At 61.4% G+C, this 25,242-nt stretch carries 33 protein-coding genes and 1 tRNA gene; 25 read left to right on the forward strand and 9 right to left on the reverse strand.

Annotated features, from left to right (window positions below):
* Window positions 1–64: 64 nt before the first annotated feature.
* Window positions 65–664, reverse strand: a complete 600-nt coding sequence (locus tag NH195_RS00430; RefSeq protein WP_066701551.1) for a histidine phosphotransferase family protein — start codon at window positions 662–664, stop codon at window positions 65–67.
* Between the two features lie 38 nt (window positions 665–702).
* On the opposite strand from NH195_RS00430, the gene NH195_RS00435 reads away from it, so the two are divergent.
* The 3 genes from NH195_RS00435 to olsA all read left to right on the forward strand — a co-directional run bounded on the left by NH195_RS00435 (window position 703) and on the right by olsA (window position 2,690).
* The gene (locus NH195_RS00435) at window positions 703–882 is read left to right on the forward strand and encodes a DUF3553 domain-containing protein (RefSeq protein ID WP_066701552.1); all 180 of its coding nucleotides are present in this window, start codon (window positions 703–705) and stop codon (window positions 880–882) included.
* Between the two features lie 147 nt (window positions 883–1,029).
* The gene (gene olsB, locus NH195_RS00440) at window positions 1,030–1,839 is read left to right on the forward strand and encodes an L-ornithine N(alpha)-acyltransferase (protein ID WP_066701553.1); all 810 of its coding nucleotides are present in this window, start codon (window positions 1,030–1,032) and stop codon (window positions 1,837–1,839) included.
* Complete coding sequence (gene olsA, locus NH195_RS00445) at window positions 1,836–2,690, forward strand: lyso-ornithine lipid O-acyltransferase (protein ID WP_066701554.1); 855 nt, start codon at window positions 1,836–1,838, stop codon at window positions 2,688–2,690. Before olsB ends, olsA begins: the two co-directional genes overlap by 4 nt.
* Window positions 2,691–2,696: 6 nt before the next feature.
* On the opposite strand, the gene NH195_RS00450 is transcribed toward olsA, so the two are convergent.
* Together NH195_RS00450 and NH195_RS00455 are read right to left on the reverse strand one after the other, a co-directional pair.
* Entirely contained in the window at window positions 2,697–3,014 is a 318-nt protein-coding gene (locus NH195_RS00450; protein WP_066701556.1) for a MafI2 family immunity protein, read from the reverse strand.
* 95 nt (window positions 3,015–3,109) lie between these two features.
* Window positions 3,110–3,736 (reverse strand): thiamine phosphate synthase, encoded by a 627-nt coding sequence (locus tag NH195_RS00455; protein WP_066701558.1) that lies wholly within the window; start codon window positions 3,734–3,736, stop codon window positions 3,110–3,112.
* 113 nt (window positions 3,737–3,849) lie between these two features.
* On the opposite strand from NH195_RS00455, the gene NH195_RS00460 reads away from it, so the two are divergent.
* Entirely contained in the window at window positions 3,850–4,611 is a 762-nt protein-coding gene (locus NH195_RS00460) for an RNA methyltransferase (RefSeq protein ID WP_066701560.1), read from the forward strand.
* Window positions 4,612–4,666: 55 nt separating this feature from the next.
* Here NH195_RS00460 and NH195_RS00465 read toward each other — a convergent pair whose 3' ends face one another.
* From NH195_RS00465 to NH195_RS00475, 3 genes are all read right to left on the reverse strand, one after another.
* Window positions 4,667–5,122: a TM2 domain-containing protein gene (locus NH195_RS00465; protein ID WP_066701562.1), complete on the reverse strand. Its 456-nt coding sequence runs from the start codon at window positions 5,120–5,122 to the stop codon at window positions 4,667–4,669.
* A 166-nt stretch (window positions 5,123–5,288) separates the two neighbouring features.
* The gene (locus NH195_RS00470) at window positions 5,289–5,666 is read right to left on the reverse strand and encodes an SH3 domain-containing protein (RefSeq protein ID WP_066701564.1); all 378 of its coding nucleotides are present in this window, start codon (window positions 5,664–5,666) and stop codon (window positions 5,289–5,291) included.
* A gap of 142 nt (window positions 5,667–5,808) precedes the next feature.
* Window positions 5,809–6,216 carry an SH3 domain-containing protein gene (locus NH195_RS00475; protein ID WP_066701566.1) on the reverse strand — a complete coding sequence of 136 codons (408 nt, stop codon included), beginning with the start codon at window positions 6,214–6,216 and terminating at the stop codon, window positions 5,809–5,811.
* Window positions 6,217–6,395: 179 nt separating this feature from the next.
* On the opposite strand from NH195_RS00475, the gene ctaA reads away from it, so the two are divergent.
* The 4 genes from ctaA to NH195_RS00495 are packed head-to-tail and all read left to right on the forward strand — an operon-like array spanning window position 6,396 to window position 10,459.
* Window positions 6,396–7,538: a heme A synthase gene (gene ctaA / locus NH195_RS00480; RefSeq protein WP_066701568.1), complete on the forward strand. Its 1,143-nt coding sequence runs from the start codon at window positions 6,396–6,398 to the stop codon at window positions 7,536–7,538.
* 25 nt (window positions 7,539–7,563) lie between these two features.
* Complete coding sequence (locus tag NH195_RS00485) at window positions 7,564–9,048, forward strand: carboxypeptidase M32 (protein WP_066701570.1); 1,485 nt, start codon at window positions 7,564–7,566, stop codon at window positions 9,046–9,048.
* Window positions 9,048–9,479, forward strand: coding sequence for a PaaI family thioesterase (locus NH195_RS00490; protein WP_066701572.1), 432 nt, complete (start codon window positions 9,048–9,050; stop codon window positions 9,477–9,479). The genes NH195_RS00485 and NH195_RS00490 overlap by 1 nt, the downstream gene beginning before the upstream one ends.
* A 41-nt stretch (window positions 9,480–9,520) precedes the next feature.
* Window positions 9,521–10,459 (forward strand): SRPBCC family protein, encoded by a 939-nt coding sequence (locus NH195_RS00495; RefSeq protein WP_238379665.1) that lies wholly within the window; start codon window positions 9,521–9,523, stop codon window positions 10,457–10,459.
* 30 nt (window positions 10,460–10,489) lie between these two features.
* On the opposite strand, the gene NH195_RS00500 is transcribed toward NH195_RS00495, so the two are convergent.
* Genes NH195_RS00500 through NH195_RS00510 form a run of 3 tightly spaced genes read right to left on the reverse strand, consistent with a single transcriptional unit; the run spans window position 10,490 to window position 12,605 of the window.
* Window positions 10,490–11,668, reverse strand: a complete 1,179-nt coding sequence (locus NH195_RS00500) for an HD domain-containing protein (RefSeq protein ID WP_066701573.1) — start codon at window positions 11,666–11,668, stop codon at window positions 10,490–10,492.
* Between the two features lie 7 nt (window positions 11,669–11,675).
* The gene (locus NH195_RS00505) at window positions 11,676–11,945 is read right to left on the reverse strand and encodes a hypothetical protein (protein ID WP_066701574.1); all 270 of its coding nucleotides are present in this window, start codon (window positions 11,943–11,945) and stop codon (window positions 11,676–11,678) included.
* A 6-nt stretch (window positions 11,946–11,951) separates the two neighbouring features.
* Window positions 11,952–12,605, reverse strand: a complete 654-nt coding sequence (locus NH195_RS00510; RefSeq protein ID WP_066701575.1) for an alpha/beta hydrolase — start codon at window positions 12,603–12,605, stop codon at window positions 11,952–11,954.
* A 351-nt stretch (window positions 12,606–12,956) separates the two neighbouring features.
* On the opposite strand from NH195_RS00510, the gene iscR reads away from it, so the two are divergent.
* The 17 genes from iscR to NH195_RS00595 all read left to right on the forward strand — a co-directional run bounded on the left by iscR (window position 12,957) and on the right by NH195_RS00595 (window position 25,240).
* Window positions 12,957–13,418: a Fe-S cluster assembly transcriptional regulator IscR gene (iscR, locus tag NH195_RS00515; protein WP_066701576.1), complete on the forward strand. Its 462-nt coding sequence runs from the start codon at window positions 12,957–12,959 to the stop codon at window positions 13,416–13,418.
* A 36-nt stretch (window positions 13,419–13,454) separates the two neighbouring features.
* Window positions 13,455–14,504 (forward strand): cysteine desulfurase family protein, encoded by a 1,050-nt coding sequence (locus NH195_RS00520; protein ID WP_066701578.1) that lies wholly within the window; start codon window positions 13,455–13,457, stop codon window positions 14,502–14,504.
* Between the two features lie 52 nt (window positions 14,505–14,556).
* A complete protein-coding gene (gene sufB, locus NH195_RS00525) occupies window positions 14,557–16,086 on the forward strand; it encodes a Fe-S cluster assembly protein SufB (protein ID WP_066701580.1) in 1,530 nt (509 codons plus the stop codon).
* The gene (locus NH195_RS00530; protein WP_066701582.1) at window positions 16,086–16,574 is read left to right on the forward strand and encodes a hypothetical protein; all 489 of its coding nucleotides are present in this window, start codon (window positions 16,086–16,088) and stop codon (window positions 16,572–16,574) included. The genes sufB and NH195_RS00530 overlap by 1 nt, the downstream gene beginning before the upstream one ends.
* Window positions 16,575–16,579: 5 nt before the next feature.
* A complete protein-coding gene (locus tag NH195_RS00535) occupies window positions 16,580–16,831 on the forward strand; it encodes a hypothetical protein (RefSeq protein WP_066701584.1) in 252 nt (83 codons plus the stop codon).
* Entirely contained in the window at window positions 16,828–17,139 is a 312-nt protein-coding gene (locus NH195_RS00540) for a heavy metal-binding domain-containing protein (RefSeq protein WP_066701586.1), read from the forward strand. Before NH195_RS00535 ends, NH195_RS00540 begins: the two co-directional genes overlap by 4 nt.
* 3 nt (window positions 17,140–17,142) lie before the next feature.
* Window positions 17,143–17,355 carry a hypothetical protein gene (locus NH195_RS00545; protein ID WP_066701588.1) on the forward strand — a complete coding sequence of 71 codons (213 nt, stop codon included), beginning with the start codon at window positions 17,143–17,145 and terminating at the stop codon, window positions 17,353–17,355.
* Window positions 17,355–17,978: a hypothetical protein gene (locus NH195_RS00550; RefSeq protein WP_066701590.1), complete on the forward strand. Its 624-nt coding sequence runs from the start codon at window positions 17,355–17,357 to the stop codon at window positions 17,976–17,978. The genes NH195_RS00545 and NH195_RS00550 overlap by 1 nt, the downstream gene beginning before the upstream one ends.
* Before the next feature lie 99 nt (window positions 17,979–18,077).
* Window positions 18,078–18,632: a hypothetical protein gene (locus tag NH195_RS00555; RefSeq protein WP_066701592.1), complete on the forward strand. Its 555-nt coding sequence runs from the start codon at window positions 18,078–18,080 to the stop codon at window positions 18,630–18,632.
* A gap of 129 nt (window positions 18,633–18,761) precedes the next feature.
* On the forward strand, window positions 18,762–19,031 hold the full coding sequence (locus NH195_RS00560; RefSeq protein WP_066701594.1) for a hypothetical protein: 270 nt from the start codon (window positions 18,762–18,764) through the stop codon (window positions 19,029–19,031).
* Between the two features lie 135 nt (window positions 19,032–19,166).
* On the forward strand, window positions 19,167–19,928 hold the full coding sequence (sufC, locus tag NH195_RS00565; protein WP_066701596.1) for a Fe-S cluster assembly ATPase SufC: 762 nt from the start codon (window positions 19,167–19,169) through the stop codon (window positions 19,926–19,928).
* Complete coding sequence (sufD, locus tag NH195_RS00570; protein ID WP_066701599.1) at window positions 19,928–21,223, forward strand: Fe-S cluster assembly protein SufD; 1,296 nt, start codon at window positions 19,928–19,930, stop codon at window positions 21,221–21,223. The genes sufC and sufD overlap by 1 nt, the downstream gene beginning before the upstream one ends.
* A gap of 9 nt (window positions 21,224–21,232) precedes the next feature.
* Window positions 21,233–21,715: a hypothetical protein gene (locus NH195_RS00575; protein ID WP_066701601.1), complete on the forward strand. Its 483-nt coding sequence runs from the start codon at window positions 21,233–21,235 to the stop codon at window positions 21,713–21,715.
* A 1-nt stretch (window position 21,716) separates the two neighbouring features.
* A complete protein-coding gene (locus NH195_RS00580) occupies window positions 21,717–22,934 on the forward strand; it encodes a cysteine desulfurase (protein ID WP_066701603.1) in 1,218 nt (405 codons plus the stop codon).
* Between the two features lie 81 nt (window positions 22,935–23,015).
* Window positions 23,016–23,092, forward strand: a tRNA-Arg gene (locus tag NH195_RS00585).
* Window positions 23,093–23,408: 316 nt separating this feature from the next.
* The gene (gene dusA / locus NH195_RS00590; protein ID WP_066701605.1) at window positions 23,409–24,416 is read left to right on the forward strand and encodes a tRNA dihydrouridine(20/20a) synthase DusA; all 1,008 of its coding nucleotides are present in this window, start codon (window positions 23,409–23,411) and stop codon (window positions 24,414–24,416) included.
* 11 nt (window positions 24,417–24,427) lie between these two features.
* Window positions 24,428–25,240, forward strand: a complete 813-nt coding sequence (locus NH195_RS00595) for a class I SAM-dependent methyltransferase (protein ID WP_066701607.1) — start codon at window positions 24,428–24,430, stop codon at window positions 25,238–25,240.
* The last annotated feature ends 2 nt before the right edge of the window (window positions 25,241–25,242 follow it).

The following is a 25,242-nucleotide window of genomic DNA, read 5'->3' on the forward strand; positions in this document are numbered from 1 at the left end:
GGAAGGCGCGCAAGACCGGCGCGCCTTTTTCTGTTTCAGGCTGACAGTCTCAGGTTAAAAAATCTCAGGCCAGAAGCGAGATCACCCCATCGCCCGAGCTGTGGGTGATGCGGCGGCCCAGAGCGGCGGCCTGCATCGGGGCCAGAAGGAATTGCACATCGGAGGGTTTGAGCCCCTGCGGTGCCGTCACCGACCCTAGACGGGCCCAGAGATCGGGGGCGGGTTCCAGACGCTGGGCGGAGGCGCGGACCTGCCATTGGCCGTTGGTGTAGCCGATCTTGATCACACCGCCGCGGGGCAGGGCGGTCTCGAGACACATGAGCATGAGGCAGGCGAGCTTGATCTCCTCGCGCGGCAGGTCTTCCGTGGGCGTCCAGTCATAGCTCAGACGCGTCGTCGAGACCGCTTTGAGGATGCCTGCGATTTCGGTGCGCGAGGTCATCTGACCGCTTGAGGCCATGCCGAAAGCGATGCGAAAGAATTTCACGCGGGCGTTTGCATTCTCCACGCTTTCGGAGATAAGGCTAAGCTCGGGGCCGGAACCGACGCCGGACATCGCCAGCAATTCCACACCGTTCGAGATCGCGCCCACCGGGCTGATCAGATCGTGGCAGATGCGGGAACCGATCATGGCGGCGATGTCTCGGGTCAGGTCTTGGGTCATAGGGTCTCCGGGTTTGGAAATTTGCGAAAGGCGCTTTCATGGACGATCTCAACGCGATGCTGGAACCGGGGCAGATGGTGCGCCATCCGTCTCAGTCGGATTGGGGGCTTGGCCAGGTGCAGTCCAATATCAATGGCAAGATCACGGTGATGTTCCAGCATGCCGGCAAGATCGTGATCGACAGCCGGCGGGTCGCGCTCCTCCCTGTGTTCGACTGAGGGCCTTCAGGCCCGATTGCACCCTATGGTCGCGCATGCAGGCATACCTTACAACCTTTGCGTGAATGTTCCGGCAGGGGTTGACGGCATTCTGTTGCATTGAAATCAACAAAACCTTAAAACCCGCCCACCAACAGTGAGATCCATATGAGCGCCGCCCCGTCGCAGAGTGACAAGTCGCAAGATCACAAATTGCCGTTTCAGTTGAGATTTGCCCGTGACGTTGTCGACCTGCGGGCGGCGCAGAGGCTGCGCTATAGGGTGTTCGTCGAGGAACTCGGCTCGGATGGCGAAATGGTCGATCACGCGGCCCAGCTCGAGGCGGACCGGTTCGACCCGGATTACGAGCACCTGATGCTGATTGACCCGGCGCGTTCCGAGGACCCTCTGGAGCAATGCGTGGCGGTCTACCGGCTTTTGCCCGGTGAGAAAGCGGCCGAGCTCGGGCGGTTTTATTCCGAGGGCGAATACGATCTGACACCGTTGAAAGCCTCCGGCAAGCGTTTGTTGGAACTGGGGCGTTCCTGTGTGGCGAAAGACTATCGCGGCGGCATGGCGTTGTTCGAGATGTGGGCCGGGCTGGCGAAATATGTGATCGAGGAGGGCTATGACGTTTTGTTCGGCACGGCCTCGTTCTTTGGCGCCGATGTGCGCCGCCATGCCGAGGCGCTGTCCTGGCTGCATCACAACCACCTCGCCCCCGAGGCGCTGCGGGCGCGGAGCCTGCCGGAGCATTTCCAGAGCATGGATCTGGTGCCCCTCGAAGAGATCGACCGCAAGCGTGCGATGCTGGCGATCCCGCCGCTGATCAAGGCCTATCTGCGGCTTGGCGGCACGGTCGGCGAGGGGGCGTTTGTCGACGAGGTGTTCAACACGGTCGACGTGCTTTTGATCCTCGACACGGCGATGATCTCGCCCCGCCAGCGCGCGATGTACACCAAAGGTCTTGGCGCATGAGCGCGCAGAACGGCCCGCTTTGGGAAAGCCGCATTCCTCCCTCACCGCCCAATCCGGTGACATGGGGCACATGGCGTGCGATCCGCCGGGGCGTGCCCATCGTGTTGATGATCCTGATCTGCATGGTGCTGATGCTGGCGACTCGTGCTGTCGAGGCGGTTCTGGTCGGCAAGCGCAGGCCGTGGTCCTCGGTCTTCCCGCGCTTTGTGTCGCGCAACGCCTTGCGTCTCATGGGGATGCGGCTCACCGTCAAGGGGCAACCGATGGCCCATCATGGCGCGGTGGTGGCCAACCATTCGACCTGGCTCGACATTTTCGTCCTCAATGCCGTGCAGCGGATTTTCTTCGTCTCGAAGGCGGAGGTGGCGAACTGGCCGGGGATTGGCACCATGGCCAAGGCTACGGGGACGGTGTTCATCAACCGCGATCGCAAGGAGGCCGCCGAACAGAAGCGCCTGTTCGAGGAGCGGCTGCATATGGGCCATAAGCTTTTGTTTTTCCCTGAAGGCACGTCGAGCGACAGCCTCCGGGTTCTACCGTTCAAGCCAACGCTTTTCGCGGCGTTCTTTACGCCTGAGTTGCGCGACGAGGTTTGGATTCAGCCGGTCACCGCGCGTTATGTCGCGCCCGAGGGCGAAGATGTGCGGTTTTATGGCTGGTGGGGCGAAATGGAATTCGGGCCCTCGCTTGTGCAGGTTTTGAAGGCCAAGCCGCAAGGCGCGGTGGAGGTGATATTCCACGAGCCGATCGCGGTGAAGGACGTCAAGGACCGCAAGGAGATGGCTGCGCGCTGCGAAGCGGCGGTGCGCTCCGGGTTGCCGGAGATTCCGGTGGAGTATGTGGATGTGTGAACGTTCCTAGAAATCTGGCGTTGTGCCCACTAGGTCATTCTCCCATCTGCAAAACAGAACCGTATCGAGAGTTTCGAGTTTGCTCATTCGTTCCTTGGAATGTACGAACTCAATCTCCAACTTCTCCAGAGCGGAACTGAGCCCTGCGTCGAAATTAACGGCCACGATTTCGGCTCTTTCCCGAACGAAGTCTGTCGGCTCATGATCTAAATAATAGCGGAAAGTAACGTGCTGACCGGAGACTTTAAGAGCGACCATCCTCATTCCTGATGTGATCTCGCCATTGAGGCAGGCGTGCGCCCAAATGAGGGTTTTATCGTCCATGGAAAGGCGTCTTTGGCTTTGAGGGTTTGTCGCATCACAATGATTTGCATGCAAGACGGCGAATGACCATTTCGTTTCGGACAGGCCTTACGACCTTACCCCATCGCCGCGATCAACGCGCCGAGAGCCGCCACCGGATCTTCCGCGCCCCAGATCTCATCGCCCACGGCGAAAAAATCGGTCACGGGGGTCAGCTCTTTGACGATCTCAACCGTCAGCGCGCCTTCGGCCACCACCGGCACTTCGATCATCTGCGACCACCAGTCAAACAGATCGCGCGGCGCTTGCGTGCCGTCGCCCAGATCGGTCTCGCCGACGGGGCCGAAGGCGATGTAATCCGCGCCGATCTCGCCCGCGGTGAGGCCGTCATGGCGCGAAGCGCCGCAGTAACAGCCGACGATGGCGTCATCGCCCAGCACCTTGCGTACCTTGCGGATCGAGCGTGCGCCGTCGGTGAGATGCACGCCATCGAGCCCGTGGCGCTCGGCCAGAGCCACATGGCTCTCGATCACAATCGCCACATCACGCGTGTGGCACACCTCGCGGCAGGCATCCGCCGCTTTGCCCAGCACATATTCGTCCTTGGAGGCCAGTGCCAGCCGCACACAGGCCACCTCATGCGCGTCCAGGACGGCGGCGAGTTTAGGCGCGAAGTCTTCCGGCTCGAAAGCGGTCGGCGTCAGCAGGTAGATCTGCGGCAGTTCTTTTTGCGGCTCGGACATCTTGGCACCTCGGGTGGAGTTTTGCCCGCTATAGCCTAAGGCGGGGGCGGGGGGAAGCCTTGCGAGCTGGGGCAAATGTCGTTATCCCGCGCGAAACTGCAAAGGAATATCGCATGTCCGCGCCCAAAGACCCGAACCCCGCACTCATCACCCCTGCGATGATCCTCGTGCGTCCGCAAATGGGCGAGAACATCGGGGGCGCTGCGCGGGCGATGTGGAATTTCGGTCTCGACCGGATGCGGGTTGTGGCCCCCAGAGATGGCTGGCCCAATCCGAAAGCGGTGGCCATGGCCTCGGGGGCCGGGCGTCTTCTGGACGAGGCCGGGCATTTCGAGACGGTGCGCGAGGCCGTGGCTGATTGCGATTACGTGTTCGCCACCACGGCGCGAATGCGCGGGATCACCAAACCTGTCATGACGCCCGAGCGTGCCATGGAACATGCCCGTGCCTTGGTGGCTGAGGGCAAGAAGGTCGGCGTGATGTTCGGGCCGGAGCGCGCAGGGCTTGAGAACGAGGATGTGGTCGAGGCCAATGCCATCGTGACCGTGCCGGTGAACCCGGAGTTTGCTTCGCTTAATCTTGCGCAGGCGGTCTTGCTGATGTCCTACGAATGGGGGCGTCAGACCACGGAGGCGGTGCCCGAGGTCATGGAAATGGCCAAGACGGACTGGGCAGGCCACATCGAGGTGGAAAAGCTCGGCGATCATTATGAGACGGTGCTGGACGAGGCCGGGTTCTTCTTTCCGCCGGAAAAAGCCGACGGGATGAAGATGGTGCTTCGGAACCTGTGGTCGCGCATGCCGCTGACGAAATCCGACGTGCAGGTGTTCCACGGCATGATGCGGCAGATGCGGCGCTGGAAAGAGCGCGGGTAATCCCCGCGCTCAGGAATGTTGTCAGGTGCGCCCTGCGGTGCACTCAAGGCTCAGATCAGAACCAGGATTTCTTGCCGACCTCGTAGGTCTCGTAGAATTCGCTGTCCGTTTTGGTCAGGTAGATGATCCCCTCGACCAGAGAAATGACGTAAATGATCAGGGTCGGGATGGCGAGCAGGATGAAGCCGAGGATCGAGCAGAGCAGCATGATGACGCCGGCCTTGCTATAGCCGAGATAGAATTTGTGGATGCCGAGACCGCCGAGGAAGATGGCGAGCAGACCGGCGACGATCTTGTTCTTGTTGCCGATCTGGCCGCTGCTTTGGGTGATCACCGGGTAAATGCTCGTGGCGCGGCTGTCGCTTGTCTGGAAATCAACAGTGACGCCATCGCGCACCCGCTCGAACCGTTCGGCCACATCGGTGCCGGAAAAATCGTATCGCTGCCCGTCTTCGCCGCTGATCAGTCCGGTGCTCGTCTGGGCGTCAAAATTGAGAATGGTTCCACGCATGTTCTAACCTTTTTCTACTCTTCACGATCGTATTGATCATTTTCTTTGGAATGCGGGGGGACGGTAGTGATTTCCGGAGCTTGCGCAACCGTTATCTGGAGCAACATGAAAAAAGCGCGGGGGAACCCCGCGCTTTTGGATGGTGTCATATCGCTTCGAGTGCCTTTTACGGGCGCGGAGGTTGCTGCGGTTGCTGCTGCGCCGGTTTGTGGGCTTGCGGTGCGGCTTTCTGCGCCTGTGGCGCGGTTTGTGTCAGGTAGTTCAGGAAGACCCACAACAGTGTGCCGCCATCGGTCTTCACCTGAGCCCAGTCGCCCTGTTTCTTGACGATCTGGAGCTGCGTGCCGGCTTTCAGCGCAGACACCTTGCCATAGCCTGTGCCAGGGCCGGAGCGGCCGTTCAGGGTGACGCCGGGTTTGACGTAATACTGACCCTGTGCCTGTTGCTGTTGTTGTGGCTGACCTTGGGCAAAGCTCGCGACGGGGACGGCCACCATAAGTGCGCTCAAAGCCAGCGCGGCAAAGGTTTTCGGGGTGAGTTGCATGGTGAGTGTCCTTTCTGCTCAGACCGCCAGACGGTTGCCGTTCCTGATCTCAAACGATTGAGGGCGAGGCTTCCGTCGCCCCCGCAAAGAAAAAGCAGGGCGCCCCTGCTTTTCCCGAAAGTGTAAAACCGGCGCTGCGGGCTTACTGGCGGATCACCAGAGGATAGCTGCCCTCGAAGGCGGGTTTGCTCGGGTCCGGTTTCGCCTGCGGGATGACCTTGAGGCCCTGCGGTTGGGGCGCTGGGTCGAGATAGGCGGCGGATACCCAGAGCGGGGCGGCGCCATGGGCCGAGACCTTTATCCAGCCACGGGAGCTCTCGAGCGCGGTCAGCGGCGTGCCGGGGGCGAATGTCGTGACGGCGCGGTAGCCTGTGCCGGGGCCGCTGCGTGCATTGAGGGACACGCCGGGTTTGACGACGTAATCGGCCTGCACCGCCGTCTGAGACGGGGCGGTGTGGGTTTGGGCCGCAGCCATGATCGGGGTGCCGATGAGGGCGGCCCCCATCGTGACACGGAGGGCGGTGGCAAAAATGGTGCGTCGGGTTGTCATGAGACATCTCCTTTTTGTCAGGTCACGGAGGGAACGCGGCGACGGTGGGGCGGGGTTCCCGTTGCTGCCCTCGCATTTCCGTGAGGCGGCGGGGTTTCGCCCCCGGATCGGCGCTATCGCGCTTGCCCTCCGGCTTCGCTCTGCCTAGGGTCTGCGCAGGCAATGACAAGAGGCGCAATATGGCCACAAAACGCAGCATTTTCGAGGACGTCGGCACCAATGAGAAGCCGAAGGAGACGCCAAAGGGCGGGTTGATCGAAAAAGGGCGCGGTGGCGCACGCAAGGGCATCCGGGCCTGGCTCATCGTGATTTTCGCGCTGGTCATGGCGATGATCGCGGTGGGCGGGCTGACCCGTCTGACCGACAGCGGGTTGTCGATCACCGAATGGAAACCGGTGATGGGGGCCTTGCCGCCAATGACTGCGGCTGACTGGCAGGTGGCTTTTGAGAAATATCAACAAACTCCTGAATATAGGCTGCAAAACGAAGGTATGACCCTGTCGGAATTCAAACCGCTCTTCTTGTGGGAATGGGGCCATCGCAACCTTGGCCGGGTGATCGGGCTTGTCTGGTTTCTGGGCTATGTGCGTTTTGCGGTTGCGAAAAAGGTCCCGACCGGCTGGCACAAACGCCTGATCTTCATCGGCGCTTTGGGCGGTCTTCAGGGCGCGATCGGCTGGTGGATGGTGTCCTCCGGGCTGACCGGCGACCGGCTCGATGTGGCGTCCTACCGGCTGGCGATCCACCTTGGTCTGGCCTTCATTATTCTCGGTTTCATCGCCTGGTACGTGTTCCTTCTGGGCCGCACGGAGCCGGAGCTGATGCAGGCCCGGCGCGCGAAGGATGCCAAGCTGTTCGGCATGTCCACCGGCATGTTGCATTTCGCCTTTCTGCAAATCCTTCTGGGCGCGCTGGTGGCGGGTATCGACGCCGGGCGCGGCTATACCGACTGGCCGCTGATGGGCGGGCAGGTTCTGCCGCCCGATCCGTTCTATATCGAGCCCCTGTGGCGCAATTTCTTCGAGAACCCGGCGCTGGTGCAATTCCTGCACCGGATGGCGGGCTATCTCCTGTTCATCTACGGCATCGTGACCTGGCTCAAGGGCCGCAAATCCGCCAACCGGGCGACCGCGAGCGCCTTCACCCTGATGGCCGCCGTGCTGTTCTTGCAGGTGATCCTCGGCATCACCACGCTGGTGCATGGCGCGCCGCTGGCGCTTGGTCTGGCGCATCAGGTCGGCGCGGTGGCGCTGTTCGTGGCGATTTCCCGCGCCCGTTTCCTGTCGCAATATCCGCAACCGCAATCCGTCCGTTCCGTTTAATCTTGAGACATCTGTGAGGCAAACCATGAGTGCTTTCGACGACCTTCTCGCCCACGTTCGCACCACCGAAGCCCTCGGCCAGATCGCCGGGCGGCTGTCGTGGGATCAGGAAACCGTCATGCCGCGCGGCGCCGCCGAGCAACGCGGCGAGGAATTCGCCGCCATCGAGAGCGTGTTGCACGCCCGTCGGGTGGATCCGCAACTGGGCGAGTGGCTGGCACAGATCGACGAGAGCGGTCTCGATGACTTCGGCCGGGCGCTGGTGTGTCACAGCCGCCGCTCTTATGCGCGCAACACCAAAGTGCCCGCCGATCTCGCCGCCGAACTGGCGCGCGTGACCTCGGTCGCGCAGGGCATCTGGGCCGAAGCCCGCGCGCGCGACGATTTCAACCATTTCGCACCCACGTTTGAAGAGGTGGTCAAGCTGCGCCGGGAAGAGGCGGCAGCTCTCAAAGAGGGCACGGATCACGCCGATCTCTGGGACGCGCTGCATCAGGATTACGAACCGGGCTCGTCCGGCGCGGAGTTGGACGCGATGTTCGGCGCGCTGCGTCCGCGTCTCGTGGCGTTGCGCGACAAGATCATGGGGGCGGATCAGCCCAAGGGTCTGACTGGCACCTATGACGAAGACAAGCAGATGGCGCTGACCGGCATTCTCGCCGGGGCCTTCGGTTACGATTTCGACCATGGCCGGATCGACAAGGCGGTGCATCCGTTCTCCTCGGGGTCTGGCCTCGACACCCGCATCACCACGCGCACCAACCCGGAAGATCCGCTCAATTCAATCTATTCGACGATCCACGAGACCGGACATGCGTGCTACGAACAGAATATTTGCCGCGACTATCTTTTGACCCCGCTGGGGGCGGGCGTCTCCATGGGCGTGCATGAAAGTCAGTCGCGGATTTACGAAAACCAACTGGGCCGCTCGCGCGCCTTCACCGAATATCTCTTCGGTCAGATGCGGGACATGTTCGGCGAGATCGGCATCGACACGGCGGAGGCTTTCTATGCCGCGGTCAACCGCGTCACGCCGGGCTATATCCGCACTGAGGCGGATGAGGTGCAATATAACCTCCACGTCCTTCTGCGCTTCGATCTGGAGCGCGAGATCATCAACGGATCTCTTGAGATCAAGGACCTGCCGGAGGCCTGGGACAGCCGGTTCGAGGCGGATTTCGGTGTCAAGGTCGACAAGATTTCCAACGGTTGTTTGCAGGACGTGCACTGGCCGGTGGGGCTGTTCGGCTATTTCCCGACCTATTCTCTGGGCAATGTCTATGCCGGCTGTCTGCACAAGGCGCTGCGGGACGACATTCCGGATCTCGATGCGCAACTGGTGCAGGGCGATACCTCTGGTGCGACCGGTTGGCTGAAAGATCACCTGCAACAGTTCGGCGGTCTGCGCGCGCCGCGTGACACCATCGTGCATGCCTGTGGGTTCGAACCCTCGGAAGCGCCGCTTTTGGACTATCTCGAAGAGAAATTTGCCGGGATTTACGGCTTCTGATGGCGCTTTTGATGGACAAAACCGCGCTGGAAACGGTTCTGGCGCGGGATTTCGGCGATCTGGCGCGGCTTTTCGCGTTCGACGCCGTGAGTGAGGACGCCCTCACCCTGCGCCTGACGCCCGAGGCCGGGCATATCCGCTCCGGCGGCACGGTGTCCGGGCCGACCATGTTCCTTCTGGCGGATGTGGCGTTTTTCTTCGCGATCCTCTCGCAAGCGGGCGATGTGGCCATGGCGGCGACGACCAATGCCCATATCGACTTCCTGCGCAAACCTGCCGCCGATCAGCCGCTTCTGGGCGAGGCGCGGGTGCTCAAGCTCGGGCGCACCCTGTCGACCGGCAGCGTCACGATCCGCAATCCCGGCTCGGACCGGGTTCTGGCGCAGGCGCAGATGACCTTTGCCATGCCGCCCAAAGAGCACGCGATGTGAGCTTTGCAGAAGTGTCTTGAACGCCTGAGAGGAAACGGATTGTGCGGTTTGTAAAAAGTGTCCTGCCGCTGATCGTCCTCGTTGCTTGGATGATGGCGGTCTATCTTGTGACCCTCTCCACCGGCAAGGATCTGGTCAGCCTGAGCTTTCTTCTGGGCTTTCCCTTCGTGGCCGGTGGGGTGATGGTCGCCTTTCGCCCGAAAGGCGCGTTCAAAAGCTTCATGGGGGCGATGGCATGGGTCGTGATCGTGATGATTGCGAGCCTGGCCCTCTCGCGGATTTCCGGTCTGGAAGGGTTCATTTGTATCGCCATGGCCTGTGTGCCGATTCTGGGCGCAGGTCTTTTGGGAGGCGTGATCGCGGTGACCATTCAGCGGGTCAAGGCCGATCGCAAGACCACCACAGGTGTCTATCTCCTGCCGCTTCTGGCGGTTTGGGGGCTCGATCAGATTCCGACCGAGCCGCAGTTCTACACGATTTCGAACACGATCGAGATCGCGGCACCGGTGGGAGATGTGTTCGATTTCATCAAGGAGATCCGAGACATCCGCCCCGAGGAGATCGACACGCGCGCCTCGCATCTTTTGGGCGTGCCGAAGCCGACGGAGGCGCTTTGGCTGGTCGAAGAAGACGGGGTGACGCGGCATTCGTACTGGGGGCCGAAGGTGCATTTCCTGGAGCGGATCACGCGCATCGAGCCGGATCGGCGGATCGAATGGCGCTTTGAATTCCCGGAGGGCTGGGCCGCCGAGGGGATCGAGGACCCGCATGTGAAAATTGGCGGAAAATATGTCGATGTGCTGAACGGCGGTTATCTGTTGGAGCCCTTGGGGAAGGGACGGACGCGTCTCGTTCTGACGACACGCACGCGGGACAGTTCCGGGATGGGTGCCTATGCGCGGTTCTGGCATCACTTTTTTATCGAGGATTTCCATATGGTCATCCTCGATCTGGTGAAGGCGCGACTGGAAACTGCATGAGCCCTTGCAGCGTGTTCCGTAGCGCTCTTGTCAGAGCGCGTTCCGTGCGACAAACCACGGTTCGCACTGGCTGCGGATATAGGGCCAGAGCTTTGGGCAGCCACGGGCGATCTTGACGCCGACGCGGCTGTCGAGCTGATGTAGCTTGACGTCATAGGTGCGCCAGGAGCCGCCATCGTCGGAGAGATTGTGCAGCACCGGCTGGGTGCGGTCGATGGATTTCGCATAGATCGCGGTGGGCGTCTCGGCGGTTTCGAACTCTTCCCAGATGGCGCGGAACATCCTGCCCTGATCCTCGGGCAAAAGGCCGAACAACCGGTCGGCGGCGCGCTGTTCGGCGTCTTCCTGTGCTTTAAGAGCTTCGGGTGTGACTGCGCCGTGGATCGGTGTGTCGCCCGCGTCCACTTCGACAATGTCGTGCAGCAGGAGCATCTTGAGCGCCAGCGCGATGTCCACTTTGTCCTGCGCGTGATCCGCGAGCGTCAGCGCATAGAGCATGATGTGCCAAGAATGCTCGCCGGTGTTTTCCTTGCGGGAGCCATCGGCAATCGGCGTGGCACGGTAGACGGATTTGAGCCGGTCCGCCTCGCACCAGAAGGCGAAGCGTTGGGCGAGCACCGGATCGGTGGCCTCGCCCTCAAACGCCGCGCGGGTGAACTCGAACAACTCCGGCAGGATGTCTTTCGCCTTGACCGCCCGGCCACGCCGCAGATTGCCGCCAACGATGTCGCGCTCTTCCTCAAGCTGTTCCGGCGCGCCGATGCTTTGCAGCGCGGGGGCGAGATAATCGACCGCCTTGGCAAAGCGCGCGGTCGGGGTCTCCATCGCCTCGAACTCTTCCCATGTGGCGCGATACCGCGTGGCGAGATCCTCGGGCAAAAGGCCATAGATGCGATCTGCGGCGGCTTTTTCCTGCGCCACGATCTGGTCGGTGTCGTAGAGGATATGGATCGGATGATCGCCCGCGTCTACCTCGACAATATCGTGCAGGATCAGCATTTCGATCGCCCGGTCGAGATCGACGCCGGGACCGGCCATGGGGGCCATCAGAAAGGCGAGGAGACAGGCGTGCCAGCTGTGTTCGGCGGAGTTCTCGAAGCGCGAACGATCCATCAGCTGGTTGGCGCGCTCCACCGTCTTGAGCCGGTCGGCCTCCATGAGAAAGGCGTATTGGGCGTCGAGGCGGGGGGAGGCGCTGTCTTTGGGCATGGTTTTCCTAGTATTCTATGTCGTCCTCGGCACCCGGAGGCGGGGCGGAGGCTGCGAGGCCAGCCTTGGCTTCGGCAATGCGTTTTTGCAGGTAATCCCGTGCGCGCTTTTCGGCAAGGCGCACACGGGCGGCGGTCATGAAGGCCTCCTGCGTGGTGATCGAGGAGGCGCCGAGCACGCGGGAGACGTCCTGGATGAGCTGGTCATCCTGAATGATGTCGAGCGCGTCGATCGTGTCTTTCGCCAGAGCGTCGGCGAGATCCTCCATGATCCCCATGTCGGATTACCTCGTGGTCTCGGTCAGGCGGCGGCGGACATATTGGTCCACATTGCCGATCATCTCTTCCATGTGCGGGTCTTCGAAGAAATGCCCGGCACCTTCGATTTCCGTGTGCGTGATGGTGATGCCCTTTTGCTCGTGAAGCTTGTTCACCAGCGAATGCGTGTCTTTCGGCGGCGCGACGCGGTCGGCGGTGCCGTTGATGATCAGGCCCGAAGAGGGGCAGGGGGCGAGGAATGAAAAATCGTACATATTGGCGGGCGGCGCGACGGAGACGAAGCCGGTGATTTCCGGGCGACGCATCAGCAATTGCATGCCGATCCAGGCACCGAAGGAAAAGCCCGCGACCCAGCAATGTTTCGCGTTCGGGTTCATAGACTGCAGGTAATCGAGGGCCGAGGCCGCATCCGACAGCTCGCCCACGCCTTGGTCATATTCGCCCTGAGACCGGCCGACGCCACGGAAATTGAACCGCAGCACGGTGAAACCCATATTATGGAAAGCGTAATGCAGGTTGTAGACCACGCGATTGTTCATCGTGCCGCCGAATTGCGGGTGCGGATGAAGAATGATGGCGATGGGGGCGTCTTTTTGCGGTTGCGGGTGGTAGCGGCCTTCGAGCCGGCCCTCGGGGCCGGGAAAAATCACTTCGGGCATCTTGTCCCTGTCTCCTCATGTGGCGCCTGTCGGGTCGATGATCCCCGGCGCCGGTCGCGGCAGTCTGTCGGGCGCGGACGGGTCCAAGGTTTCGGGAGCCGTTTTGCGCATCTGGTCACACCGGCGCGGTTTATAGTTGACGAAATTGCTCAGGCTATTTAGAAGCGTTCTAAATTGACCGAAAGCAATGCACGCGCGGGTGGTATGGAGGTAAGGCCCCCACGCGGGCACGTCAATGTTTTTGCGACTGTTTTCGTCGCCCCGTGGCAAGGAATCGCGGGGAAGGGCGATCGGAGCGTGAAAACCGGGGCGATTGCGGTGGCAAGCACTGTGTTGAAAAGGGGAAAGACGATGAAGCTGTCGACGAAAGGGCGGTATGCCATGGTGGCGCTTGCGGATCTGGCCTTGCAGCCGGAGGGCGGGCTTTTGTCGCTTGCGGAGATTTCCAAGCGCCAGGATATTTCTCTGCCCTATCTCGAACAGCTCTTCGTGAAACTGCGCCGCGCCGAGCTTGTGACCTCTGTGCGCGGGCCGGGCGGCGGTTACAAGCTTGCGAAACCGGCGTCCGAAATCCGTGTGTCGGATATTCTGGGCGCGGTGGACGAGACCGTGTCGGCGATGCACACAGGTGCGGGCGCGTCTGGCGGGGTGTCCGGCTCGCGCGCGCAGTCGATGACCAACCGGCTCTGGGAAGGGTTGTCGGCGCATGTTTATGTCTTCCTGCATCAGACGCGGCTGTCGGATGTGGTGAAAAACGAGTTGCGGCCCTGTCCGGCGGTGCCGACATTGTTTGCCGTTGTAGATGAAGACTGACGGTCATTTTGAGTATTTGACCAGCAAAGGAAACCCGTGACCAGGACCCGCACATATCTCGATTGGAACGCCACAGCGCCGCTTTGTGGGGCGGCACGGGAGGCAATGATTGCGGCCATGGATATGGTCGGCAACCCGTCGTCTGTGCATGGCGAGGGGCGGGCTGCGAAAGGTCTGATGGAGCGCGCCCGCGCACAGGTGGCCGAGGCGTTTGGAGCGCAGGGGGCGGATATCGTCTTTACCTCGGGCGCCACGGAAGCGGCGGCCTTGGCTCTGTCAGGTAAGGAAATGCACTGCGCGGCGGTGGAGCATGAGGCGGTGTCTTCGTGGTGCGCCGCCGATCTTGCGGTGGATCGTTCGGGCCGTGTGACGGTCGCGGAGCCGGCAAAGAGCGCCTTGCAGATCGCCAATTCGGAAACCGGGATCGTCCAGACCCTGCCCGAAGGTTTGGCCGTCTGCGATGCGACGCAGGGCTTTGGGAAAATTCCGCTGGCCTTCAACTGGATGGGCTGCGATATGGCGCTGCTTTCGGCGCACAAGCTTGGCGGGCCGAAGGGCGTCGGCGCTTTGGTTCTGAAACAGGGCCTCGATGTCGAAGCCACCATCAAGGGGGGCGGTCAGGAGATGGGGCGCAGAAGCGGCACCGAGAACCTGATCGGCATTGCAGGCTTTGGCGCGGCTGCCGAACGCGCGGCCAAACAATTGGCCGAGGGCGTTTGGGAGGAGGTCGCGGAGAAGCGCGATTATCTTGAGACGCTGTTGGCGGATGGGATGCAAGCCCCCATCTTTGTGGGCAAGAATGAGTCCCGTCTGCCCAACACGATGAGCCTGATCACGCCCGGCTGGAAGGGCGAGACGCAGGTGATGCAGATGGATCTGGCGGGGTTTGCCGTATCGGCGGGCTCGGCCTGTTCTTCGGGCAAGGTCAGGGCCTCGAAGGTGCTGACCGCGATGGGATACAGCGACGAAGACGCGGCCTGTGCGCTTCGGGTGTCCATCGGGCCGGAGGTGACAAAAGAGGAATTGGAGCGGTTCGCCACAGCCTGGCTTTCCGCCTTTGGACGTTGGCGCAAACGCGCCGCATGAAACAAAAAACGGCCATAAGGCCGACAGAAGACGCACATGAAGGAGTGATCCGATGATGGATGACATTCAGGTCAAGGAAGGGGTCGAGGAGGAAACGGTTGCGGCCGTGAAATCCCTCGCCGGGAAATACAAATACGGTTGGGACACCGATATCGAGATGGAATATGCCCCGAAAGGGCTGACCGAAGACATCGTGCGCCTGATTTCGGCCAAGAACGAAGAGCCGGAATGGATGACCGAGTGGCGCCTTGAGGCCTATCGCCGCTGGATCACTCTCGAAGAGCCGGATTGGGCGATGATCGACTATCCTGAGATTGATTTTCAGGACCAGTATTACTACGCGCGCCCGAAAAGCATGTCGGAAAAGCCGAAGTCGCTCGATGAGGTCGATCCCAAGCTGTTGGAAACCTACAAGAAACTCGGCATTCCGCTGAAGGAACAGATGATCCTTGCCGGTGTCGAAGGCGCCGAAGAGGTGGCCGCCGACGGAGACAATTCAGAGCGCAAGGTGGCGGTCGATGCGGTGTTCGACTCCGTCTCTGTGGGCACGACCTTCAAGGCCGAGCTTGAGAAGGCGGGCGTGATCTTTTGCTCCATTTCGGAAGCGATCAAGAACCACCCGGAACTCGTCAAGAAATACCTCGCTTCCGTGGTGCCGATTTCGGACAATTACTATGCGACTCTGAACTCGGCCGTGTTCTCCGACGGGTCTTTTGTCTACATTCCGCCGAACACGCGCTGCCCGATGGAGCTGTCGACCTACTTCCGGATCAACGCGGAAAACACCGGCCAGTTCGAGCGCACGCTGATCATCGCCGACAAGGGCAGCTATGTGTCCTATCTCGAAGGCTGCACCGCGCCGCAGCGCGACACCGCGCAGCTTCACGCCGCTGTGGTCGAGATCATCATCGAGGAAGACGCCGAGGTGAAATACTCGACGGTGCAAAACTGGTTCCCCGGCGATGAAGAGGGCAAGGGCGGCATCTACAACTTTGTGACCAAACGCGCCGATTGCCGGGGCGACCGGGCGAAAGTGATGTGGACGCAGGTCGAGACCGGCTCCGCCGTGACGTGGAAATACCCGTCCTGCGTGCTGCGCGGCGACGACAGCCAGGGCGAATTCTACTCGATCGCCATCACCAACAACTACCAGCAGGCCGACACCGGCACGAAGATGGTGCATCTGGGCAAAAACACCCGCTCGCGCATCGTCTCCAAAGGCATCTCGGCGGGCAAGGCGCAGAACACCTATCGCGGTCAGGTGTCGATGCACCCGAAGGCGAAAAATTCGCGCAACTATACCCAGTGCGACAGCTTGCTGATCGGGTCTGAATGCGGCGCGCATACCGTGCCTTACATCGAAGTGCGCAACAACTCGTCGCGCGTGGAGCATGAGGCGACCACCTCGAAGGTGGACGACGAACAAATGTTCTACTGCCGCCAGCGGGGCATGGACGAAGAAGAGGCCGTGGCGCTGATCGTCAACGGTTTTGCCAAGGAAGTGCTTCAGGCGCTGCCGATGGAATTCGCCATGGAAGCGCAGCAATTGGTGGCGATCTCGCTTGAGGGGTCGGTGGGCTGATGATGCGTTTTGTTGGTATGAGTTTGGCGGCTCTTTTGGCCTCGGTGCAGGTGGCGCATGCCGATCCGGCAGAGGACCTTGGTTTGATGGGGGACGATTACGGTGTCTTGGCCGGTGTCATTCTCATGGAGGTCATGCCGGGCGTCGCAACATGCGGACCGGCCATGACAGATGAGGCCTGTGACGCAGTTCGGGCGCATATAGTGGACGATTTGAAAGCCAGTCCCGACCGGCTTCGCGACGTTCAGCTTCAGGCGATCGAGCAGCGGTTCGGATCGCTCGATGCAGCGCTTGAGGATTGGCGCAGCCAGCCGCAGGAGATTCAAGAGGCGGATCTGTGCAAAGTCGAAGAAATGACATGGCGCTGCCAGACGTTCATTGATGCGATGTTTTACGGGGGATTGGTGCCCTATCTTCAGGCGGCGCGTCTGGCCGCGTCCAGGGAGGTGACTCAGTTCTACACAGACGGAAGGCCTTTCGAGGATTGAACGCGATGTCGCACATGACCCCATCCGACCATGAGAACGACGCGCCGGAAATCTCTGGCATGATCGGCGGCACGCTCCGGGTGAAGCCGGGGACCAAGACCGTGATCTCCGCCATGATCAATCGCGATCTGATCCTTGCCTCTGGCGTCGAGGCGGAGCTGACCGGGATGGTGCAGAACAATGTTTATCTCAACGACGGCGTGCTAACGGGCAAAGGCTTGATTGGTGGCAAAATCCTGAAGGACGGTAAGACATGATCGTGACCACGACCCCCTCCGTCGAGGGGAAAAAGATCACCGCTTATCGCGGCATCGTCACCGGTGAGGCGATCATGGGGGCGAATATCGTCCGCGATCTCTTCGCGCAGGTGACCGACATCATCGGCGGGCGCTCGAACGCCTATGAATCGAAACTCGCCGAGGGACGCGAAACCGCTCTGAGCGAGATGGAAGACAAGGCGCGCGCGCTTGGCGCGAATGCCGTTGTGGGTGTCGATCTCGATTACGAGGTGATCGGTCAGATGCTTATGGTGTCCGCCTCCGGCACCGCCGTGACTGTGGAGTAAGCCATGCATTTCGAGCTTTTGCCCTATTTTCTGATCAAATCCTCCGGCATCGGTGTCGGTATCTTCATCGGCCTGCTGATCGGCCTCGGCGTGCGCGCCAAGGGGGGCAATCGCGAGGGGCTGATCATGAATTCGGTCGTAGTGACGGCGCTTGTCGTCGGTCTCGCGGCGCTGGTGTTTACCGCGCTGATCCGCATGGTGAGCTATTCCGGCTGATGAGCGCAGAGCACGCCCATATCGCCCCGTTCGGCCCCGCAGGGCCCGAGCTGACCTTCCCGGAGGAGGTGGGCGACTATGTCTGTGCGCAATATGACCGGGCGGAGCGGATCGTCGAATATGGCTCTGGCGGTTCTACCGCTTACGGGGCGGCGCAACCCGGCAAGGCGATCTGGTCCGTCGAAGGCTCGAAAGACTGGCACGCCGCCATGGCCGCGCATTTCGAAGCGCACCCGCCCAAGGCCGAGCTGCATCTCATCCATGCCGACATCGGCCCGACCAAAGCCTGGTCCTACCCGTCGAACAACAATGGCTGGGCGCGCTACCCGGACTACTGTTTCGGGGTGTGGCTGCGCGCGGACCTTGTGGCGCCGGATCTGGTGCTGATCGACGGGCGGTTCCGCGCGGGGTGTTTTCTTGCGACTCTGGTGTCGATTACCAAGCCCACGCGGGTACTGATCGACGATTATGTCGGGCGCGAAGACAAATACGCGGGGATCACCCAATTCGCAGAGCCGACCGGGTTCCACGGTCGCATGGTGCAATTCGATCTGGAACCGGTCGGGAGCCTGCCGTCGGCGGCGCTCTATCCGATCCTAAAGCTGTTTCAGGGAAAGGCATGACGATGCTCCGTGCCCTGACATACTCTATGCAGACGCCCGATTTTCGCCATGATCACATGGTAAACAGTCCCCTTACACAGCGTGGTAAAGGGTGTTGCGATGCATCAGCGCGAGGATTTCTACAGCCGTCTCGGACGCGTGACGCGCGCGCCGCAGGATGGGGTGCACAGGATGGGGCCCAGCCAGACGCGCAATCATGGCCGCAACCAGCACCTCAAGGAGATGCTGGCGCGGCACAAGGCGCAGGGCATGCATGGCGCACCCGCGATCGAGCCGAATCTGAAACTCACGCAGGTGCTTTCCTATCTTCTGGCCTTCGCCATGGGCGGGCTGGCGGCGGTGATCGCGCGCTGGCTGCGGTTTCAGCTTTCGGACGGTATGACGCAGGTTTCGGCGGATCTCGATCTGGCGCTCGATGTGCTCTTCGCCATCGTGATCGCCTTCATTCTGCGCGAGGCGGTGTCGCTTTCGGCGGTGAAGCGCATGGGGGCGCAGGTCGCGGGCATCCTGCTGGCCATGGTGACCATGCACAATGTGGTGCACGAGATGCCGGACGTGTTTTCGCGCCTGTTCTCGCCGCAATGGGTCGCGCATGTGACCGACACGACGGAGCCGGGCACGCTGGCCTTCCGGGGCCACAGCTATCATCTCTGAACCGCGCAGATGCTGACGCAACGTCAGGTCTCAATGTCGTAACAATTTCTGTCTCGTGCCACGTTCTTTCCCAATTTCCCGATCAATCTGGTGAGGTCCAGAACAAGAGACGGGAAGAGGGGCAGGAACATGCAACCAGCACAACAGGCACAATTCGCCGAGCGCATTCAGCGCATCCAGTCGGGGGGGCCGAACACCTTTGCGACCGTCTATACGGGGCTGCAAGATGTCGACACGCCCGCGGGCAAGAAGGTTTCCGGGGTGCAGCACAAGAGCGCGCCGGTCGAGGGACGACTGTCTGCGGCTGCGCTTTTGAGCCTCGGGCTGAAATCCGGCTTGCTCAAGCTGGTGGCCTTGGGCTCCGGCATTCTTCTGTTTTTGCATTTCGCCGGGGTCTGAGCCATTGCGCTTTTTCCGGCGATGACCTCACCGGTGCCGGTCTGACGGCGGCGCCTCATTCGAACATGACAAACGCACATGCGCCTGCCGGGGTCCCGATCCCGCGCGGGCTCTCTTCCGTGAAAGGACAATAAAATGTTGGAAATCAAAAATCTCCACGTCAAGCTTGAAGAAGAGGATAAGCAAATCCTCAAGGGTGTGAACCTCACCGTCGGCGAAGGTGAAGTCCATGCGATCATGGGGCCCAACGGCTCCGGTAAATCCACCACCTCCTATGTGCTCTCGGGTCGCGACGGCTATGTGGTGACCGAGGGCGAAGTGATCCTCGACGGTGAGAACATTCTTGAGCTGGAACCCGAAGAGCGTGCCGCTGCCGGTCTGTTCCTTGCCTTCCAATACCCGGTCGAGATCCCCGGCGTGTCCAACATGACCTTCCTGCGCACCGCCGTGAACGCGCAACGCAAGGCGCGTGGCGAAGAGGAGCTGTCGGCGACCGACTTCCTCAAAACCGTGCGCGCCAAGGCGAAAAGCCTTCAGATCGACGCTGACATGCTGAAACGCCCGGTCAACATGGGCTTCTCGGGCGGTGAGAAAAAACGCAACGAGATCCTGCAAATGGCCATGCTGGAGCCGAAGCTCTGCATCCTCGACGAAACCGACTCCGGGCTTGACGTCGATGCGATGAAACTGGTCTCCGAGGGCGTCAACGCGCTGCGTGACGGCAAGCGGTCTTTCGTGGTGATCACCCACTACCAGCGCCTTCTCGATCACATCAAACCGGACGTGGTTCACATCATGTATGACGGTCGCATCGTGAAAACCGGCGGGCCCGAGCTGGCGCTCGAGGTTGAGCATAACGGCTACGCCGATCTGCTGGCCGAGGTGGAGAAGGCCTGATGACACGTGCGGAACTGAAACAGAAGAAACTGGACGCGACGGCGGCGCGGGTCGAGGGTATGACCCTTCCCGCGGGCGCGCCCTGGGCCGAGGCCCTGCGTCAGGATGCGCTCAATCGGCTGCTGTCCATGGGGCTGCCGCAAGGGCGCGACGAATATTGGCGCTGGACCCGTCCGGACAGCCTGAACGCCGCCGAGGCGCCGAAAGCCGCTGTGTTCGTGGCGAGCGAGGCGCCGGTGTTCTCTGGGCTCGATCGGATCAAGATTGTCTTTGTCGATGGCGTTTTCGATGCCGAGGTCTCCGACGCGCTTGAAGGCGAAAACCTTGAGATCATGCGGCTTTCCGATGCGCTCTCCTCCGACATCCACTGGGTGAAGGACGCTTACGGCGTTCAGGAGAAAAAGGCGCAGGACCCGGTCGAGCGCCCGTTTGCGACGCTCAACACTGCTTTCGCCACGGACGGCATGGTCATCCGCGCCACCGGCAAGGTCGCGAAACCTGTGTCGCTTGTCTACCTGCACAAGAAAGAGACCTCCGACGCCATCCTGCACCACGTGATCCGCGTGGACGAAGGCGCCGATCTGACGGTGCTCGAAAACGGCCCGGCGGCGGCGCGGTTCAACAAGGTGATGGAAGTCGATGTGGCGGATAAAGCCGCTTTCCACCATGTGCGTGCCCAAGGCCGCGATCATGAGCGCCGCGCGGTGACCCATGTGTTTGCAACCGTCGGGCAGGAGGCTCTGTTCAAAAGCTTCACCATGACCGCCAACGGCGTTCTGACCCGCAATGAGGTGTTCATCGACATCGTCGGCGACGACTCGGTCGCGCATGTCGCGGGCGCGGCCATGGGGGACGGCGATTTCCTGCATGACGACACCGTGTTCATCACCCATGACGCCGAGCGCTGCGAAAGCCGTCAGGTGTTCAAGAAGGTGCTGCGGAACGGGGCCAAAGCCGTGTTCCAGGGCAAAATCCTTGTGAAACCCGAAGCGCAGAAGACCGACGGTTATCAGATTTCTCAGGGCCTGCTTTTGGACGACAACAGCCAGTTCCTCGCCAAGCCCGAGCTGGAGATCTACGCCGATGACGTCGCCTGTTCGCACGGCTCCACCGTGGGGGCGATCGACGATGAGGCGCTGTTCTACCTGCGCTCGCGCGGGGTTCCGGCGTCCGATGCGACCGACCTTCTGACGCTGGCGTTCTTGGCCGAAGCCATTGAGGAGATCGAGGATGCGGCCATCGCCGAAGACATCCTGCATCGTCTCGAAGGCTGGCTGAAACGCCGCCGCAAGTAAGGGGCATCCATGGGCGTCGTCACCGACATCGCGAAAAGCTACCGCGCGCCACGGGCCGTGCTCCGGCATCGGCTCGCGGGCGAAACCGAGGGCGGTGCGCTCGTGACCCTGATGCTCGCTTGCGGGCTGATCTTTGTGGCGCAATGGCCGCGGTTGTCGCGCGTGGCCTTCGAGACCGGCCAAGAGGTGCAGATGCTCATGGGCGCGACGCTCCTGAGCTGGCTCTTCATCATGCCCTTGGTGTTCTACGTCCTCTCCGGGATCGTGGGTTTTGCCCTGCGTCTCATGGGGGCCGCGGCCTCGGGGTTCGAGGTGCGTCTGGCGATGTTCTGGGGGCTTCTCTGTGCGGCCCCTCTGTGGCTCCTTTGGGGGCTGACGGCGGGGTTTGTCGGGCCGGGGGCCACGACCAATGGCGTGGGCGTTCTCGCCCTTGTCGCCTTGATTTACTTCTGGGGCGCGATGCTTGCGGAAGTCGTGAAGAAAGAGAGCTGACATGTTCGATGTCGCAAAAATCCGGGCCGATTTCCCGATCCTCGCGCGCGAGGTCAACGGCCAGCCGCTGACCTATCTCGACAATGGTGCCTCCGCGCAAAAGCCGCAGGTGGTGATCGACGCGATCACCCAGGCCTATACGTCGGAATATGCCAATGTTCACCGTGGCTTGCACTTCCTGTCCAATCTGGCGACGGACAAGTACGAGAACGTACGGCAGGTGGTGGCCAAGTTCCTGAACGCGGGCCATGAGGATGAGATCATCTTTACCTCGGGGACGACCGAGGGGATCAATCTCGTGTCCTATGGCTGGGGTGCGGAACATTTCTGCCCGGGCGATGAGATCGTGCTGTCCGTGCTCGAACACCACGCCAATATCGTGCCCTGGCACTTCCTGCGTGACCGTCAGGGCGTTGTCCTGAAATGGGTCGATTGCGCGCCGGACGGATCGCTCGATCCGCAGGCGGTGATTGACGCCATCGGGCCGAAGACGAAACTCGTCGCGATCACGCAAATGTCCAACGTCACTGGCACGCGGGTCGATGTGAAAACCATCTGCCATGCCGCGCGCGCGCGTGGCGTGGCGACGCTGGTCGATGGCTCGCAAGGCGCGGTGCATGGCCCGGTCGATGTGCAGGACATGGGCTGCGATTTCTATCCGATCACCGGGCATAAGCTTTATGGGCCAAGCGGGTCGGGTGCGATCTATATCCGCGCCGAGCGTCAGGCCGAAATGCGCCCCTTCCTCGGCGGTGGCGATATGATCGACACGGTGACGAAGGACAGCGTGAGCTACGCCAAACCGCCTTTGAAATTCGAGGCCGGCACACCCGGCATCGTTCAGACCATCGGCATGGGCGTCGCGCTCGATTACCTGATGCAGATCGGCATGGAGAACATCGCCGCCTATGAGGCCGAACTGGCCGCCTATGCGACGGCGAAGCTTCAGAACCTCAATTGGCTCAATGTGCAGGGCACGGCACACGGGAAGGGGGCGATTTTCTCCTTCACCATGGAAGGCGCGCACCCGCATGACATCTCGACCGTCCTGGACAAAAAGGGCGTCGCGGTTCGGGCCGGGAGCCATTGCGCCATGCCCTTGATGCAGCATCTGGGCGTCACCGCGACCTGCCGCGCGTCCTTGGCGATGTACAACACAACGGACGAGATCGACCGTCTGGTCGACGCGCTTGAGCTTTGCCGGGAATTCTTCGGATAAGATGATTTGCCGGGCGTGAAAACCGATTGCACGCCCGGCACGCATCGCCTATAGACAGGCGCACTGACGCGGTCAGCCCGCGCACCCATAGCTCAGCTGGATAGAGCGCTGCCCTCCGAAGGCAGAGGCCAGAGGTTCGAATCCTCTTGGGTGCGCCATTTCACATTTTTCCTTATGAAACACCTCTAAAGCCTTGAATGGTAAGGTAGTTTTTGGAGTTCGAATACCTTTCTCACGGGAATAGATAATTGGCTTCATAAAGGCCAAACTCAGGGCGATCCGCTTCCATGCAAAATTCCCCTCCTGCCAAATCCTTTGTGGGTGTTGAATGACAGAAGAACCTGCAGGAAGTGCGAAGTGGCCTGCTGGAACTTCGGGCAAGAAAAGTGCTACACCGTGCAGCCGGTGCTACATTCTGTAACGCCGGGGTCAAAAACGGCGCTGAATGGGATCTAAACGAGGAAACCGCAGAAAATGGCGAATCCAAAAAACCAGGAAAAATCAGGTTTTCCCGATGTTCGGCACGCTGCCTGCCTCTCCATTGCGCCCATGATGGACTGGACCGACCGTCATTGCCGGTATTTTCACCGGCTGATGTCGCGGGAGGCATTGCTTTATACGGAAATGGTCACGGCACCCGCTTTGGTGCGCGGGCGGGCGTTGCATTTGCTCGACTATAACCCCGAGGAACATCCGGTTGCGGTGCAGCTTGGCGGCTCCGAACCTGCGGAGCTGGCGGCGGCGACGAAGCTGTGCGTGGCGCAGGGCTATGACGAGGTGAATCTCAATGTCGGCTGCCCGTCGGACCGGGTGCAGTCCGGCTGTTTCGGGGCGGTTCTGATGAAATCGCCCGATCTCGTGGCGGATTGCGTCACGGCGATGCTGGCGGTTGCGGGCGATGTGCCCGTGACGGTCAAATGCCGCATCGGGGTGGACGATCAGGAGCCGGCGGAGGTGCTGCCGGCCTTCCTCGCCAGGATGCGCGACGCTGGCGTGACACGAATCACGGTGCATGCGCGCAAGGCCTGGCTCGAAGGGCTGTCGCCGAAGGAGAACCGCGACATTCCGCCGTTGGATTACGATCTCGTCCATGAGATGAAGCGCGCCTTCCCGGACCTGCATCTGTCGATCAACGGGGGCGTTCAAAACCTCGATGTGGTCGAGGAAGAATTGACACATATGGACGGTGTCATGGTCGGGCGGGCCGCCTATCATCAGCCTTACGACATTCTCGGAACCGCCGATCAGCGGATTTTCGGCAGAGACGCCGATCCGCTCAGCCGTCATGACGTGGCGCTTGCGATGGAGGATTATATCGGGCGGCACATCGCGGCGGGCGGCAAGCTGGCGCAGGTGACGCGCCACATGCTGGGACTGTTTGCGGGCCAACCGGGGGCGCGGCGCTGGAAGAGGGTGTTGTCCGAGGGGGCGCACAAGGACGGCGCTGGGTTCGAGTTGGTGCGCGAGGCCTTGCCGAGATGACAGGGGGAGACATGACGAAACAAGACCTGACCCGGCAAGAGGTCACGGCGGCGAACAGGGCCGCCTGGGAGGCCTCTGCGCCGCTGCACGAAACCGGACCTGAGTGGCTGGCGCTTCTGGACGCCGCAGCAAAGCCGGGGTTTTCCACCTTCGACGCCACGATGACCGAAGCGCTCGGGGCGCGCGATCTGACGGGCAAGCGCGCGGTGCAGATCGGCTGCAACAATGCCCGTGAGCTTCTGTCGCTGGCGTCTTTCGGAGCGATCCCGGCGGCAGGCATAGATCAGTCCGAGCGGTTTCTCGATCAGGGTCGTCGTCTCGCGGAGGCCGCAGGGCAGGCGCCCGCGCTGATCGCCGCCGATATCTACGACCTGCCCGAGGGGATCGGCTCCTTCGATTTCGTCTTGATCACCATAGGTGTGCTGAACTGGATGCCCGATCTGACCCGGTTCTTTGAAATCGTCGCGTCCCTGATGGCACCGGGGGCCGTTCTGATGATTTACGAAACCCATCCGGTGATGGAGATGTTCGACCCGGAGGCGGCCTCCCCGCATGAGCCAGGATTCAGCTATTTCCGCACGGAGCCGCATGTTCAGGACGACATCTTCACCTATGACGGAGAAGATCACGGTATGGGCACGACCAGCTACTGGTTCCCGCACACGCTGGGTGAAATCGTGACCGCCACCGCGCAGGCGGGATTGCAGATCGACGGCCTTGAGGAGTTCGGCCACAGCAACCGCGAGCCGGAGTATGACCTCTATCAGGGGCGCGCCGCGCAAATCCCGATGTGTTTCCTGCTGACCGCGACGCGCGGCGCCTGAGC

The sequence above is a fragment of the Celeribacter ethanolicus genome (assembly GCF_001550095.1).
GTDB lineage: Bacteria > Pseudomonadota > Alphaproteobacteria > Rhodobacterales > Rhodobacteraceae > Celeribacter > Celeribacter ethanolicus.

What these genes read in the sequence shown, in the direction of transcription:
- NH195_RS00430 (WP_066701551.1), bottom strand. Translation starts at nt 664, where the DNA reads ATGACCCAAGACCTGACCCGAGACATCGCCGCCATGATCGGTTCCCGC.
- NH195_RS00435 (WP_066701552.1), top strand. Translation starts at nt 703, where the DNA reads ATGGACGATCTCAACGCGATGCTGGAACCGGGGCAGATGGTGCGCCAT.
- olsB (WP_066701553.1), top strand. Translation starts at nt 1,030, where the DNA reads ATGAGCGCCGCCCCGTCGCAGAGTGACAAGTCGCAAGATCACAAATTG.
- olsA (WP_066701554.1), top strand. Translation starts at nt 1,836, where the DNA reads ATGAGCGCGCAGAACGGCCCGCTTTGGGAAAGCCGCATTCCTCCCTCA.
- NH195_RS00450 (WP_066701556.1), bottom strand. Translation starts at nt 3,014, where the DNA reads ATGGACGATAAAACCCTCATTTGGGCGCACGCCTGCCTCAATGGCGAG.
- NH195_RS00455 (WP_066701558.1), bottom strand. Translation starts at nt 3,736, where the DNA reads ATGTCCGAGCCGCAAAAAGAACTGCCGCAGATCTACCTGCTGACGCCG.
- NH195_RS00460 (WP_066701560.1), top strand. Translation starts at nt 3,850, where the DNA reads ATGTCCGCGCCCAAAGACCCGAACCCCGCACTCATCACCCCTGCGATG.
- NH195_RS00465 (WP_066701562.1), bottom strand. Translation starts at nt 5,122, where the DNA reads ATGCGTGGAACCATTCTCAATTTTGACGCCCAGACGAGCACCGGACTG.
- NH195_RS00470 (WP_066701564.1), bottom strand. Translation starts at nt 5,666, where the DNA reads ATGCAACTCACCCCGAAAACCTTTGCCGCGCTGGCTTTGAGCGCACTT.
- NH195_RS00475 (WP_066701566.1), bottom strand. Translation starts at nt 6,216, where the DNA reads ATGACAACCCGACGCACCATTTTTGCCACCGCCCTCCGTGTCACGATG.
- ctaA (WP_066701568.1), top strand. Translation starts at nt 6,396, where the DNA reads ATGGCCACAAAACGCAGCATTTTCGAGGACGTCGGCACCAATGAGAAG.
- NH195_RS00485 (WP_066701570.1), top strand. Translation starts at nt 7,564, where the DNA reads ATGAGTGCTTTCGACGACCTTCTCGCCCACGTTCGCACCACCGAAGCC.
- NH195_RS00490 (WP_066701572.1), top strand. Translation starts at nt 9,048, where the DNA reads ATGGCGCTTTTGATGGACAAAACCGCGCTGGAAACGGTTCTGGCGCGG.
- NH195_RS00500 (WP_066701573.1), bottom strand. Translation starts at nt 11,668, where the DNA reads ATGCCCAAAGACAGCGCCTCCCCCCGCCTCGACGCCCAATACGCCTTT.
- NH195_RS00505 (WP_066701574.1), bottom strand. Translation starts at nt 11,945, where the DNA reads ATGGGGATCATGGAGGATCTCGCCGACGCTCTGGCGAAAGACACGATC.
- NH195_RS00510 (WP_066701575.1), bottom strand. Translation starts at nt 12,605, where the DNA reads ATGCCCGAAGTGATTTTTCCCGGCCCCGAGGGCCGGCTCGAAGGCCGC.
- iscR (WP_066701576.1), top strand. Translation starts at nt 12,957, where the DNA reads ATGAAGCTGTCGACGAAAGGGCGGTATGCCATGGTGGCGCTTGCGGAT.
- sufB (WP_066701580.1), top strand. Translation starts at nt 14,557, where the DNA reads ATGATGGATGACATTCAGGTCAAGGAAGGGGTCGAGGAGGAAACGGTT.
- NH195_RS00530 (WP_066701582.1), top strand. Translation starts at nt 16,086, where the DNA reads ATGATGCGTTTTGTTGGTATGAGTTTGGCGGCTCTTTTGGCCTCGGTG.
- NH195_RS00535 (WP_066701584.1), top strand. Translation starts at nt 16,580, where the DNA reads ATGTCGCACATGACCCCATCCGACCATGAGAACGACGCGCCGGAAATC.
- NH195_RS00540 (WP_066701586.1), top strand. Translation starts at nt 16,828, where the DNA reads ATGATCGTGACCACGACCCCCTCCGTCGAGGGGAAAAAGATCACCGCT.
- NH195_RS00545 (WP_066701588.1), top strand. Translation starts at nt 17,143, where the DNA reads ATGCATTTCGAGCTTTTGCCCTATTTTCTGATCAAATCCTCCGGCATC.
- NH195_RS00550 (WP_066701590.1), top strand. Translation starts at nt 17,355, where the DNA reads ATGAGCGCAGAGCACGCCCATATCGCCCCGTTCGGCCCCGCAGGGCCC.
- NH195_RS00555 (WP_066701592.1), top strand. Translation starts at nt 18,078, where the DNA reads ATGCATCAGCGCGAGGATTTCTACAGCCGTCTCGGACGCGTGACGCGC.
- NH195_RS00560 (WP_066701594.1), top strand. Translation starts at nt 18,762, where the DNA reads ATGCAACCAGCACAACAGGCACAATTCGCCGAGCGCATTCAGCGCATC.
- sufC (WP_066701596.1), top strand. Translation starts at nt 19,167, where the DNA reads ATGTTGGAAATCAAAAATCTCCACGTCAAGCTTGAAGAAGAGGATAAG.
- sufD (WP_066701599.1), top strand. Translation starts at nt 19,928, where the DNA reads ATGACACGTGCGGAACTGAAACAGAAGAAACTGGACGCGACGGCGGCG.
- NH195_RS00575 (WP_066701601.1), top strand. Translation starts at nt 21,233, where the DNA reads ATGGGCGTCGTCACCGACATCGCGAAAAGCTACCGCGCGCCACGGGCC.
- NH195_RS00580 (WP_066701603.1), top strand. Translation starts at nt 21,717, where the DNA reads ATGTTCGATGTCGCAAAAATCCGGGCCGATTTCCCGATCCTCGCGCGC.
- dusA (WP_066701605.1), top strand. Translation starts at nt 23,409, where the DNA reads ATGGCGAATCCAAAAAACCAGGAAAAATCAGGTTTTCCCGATGTTCGG.
- NH195_RS00595 (WP_066701607.1), top strand. Translation starts at nt 24,428, where the DNA reads ATGACGAAACAAGACCTGACCCGGCAAGAGGTCACGGCGGCGAACAGG.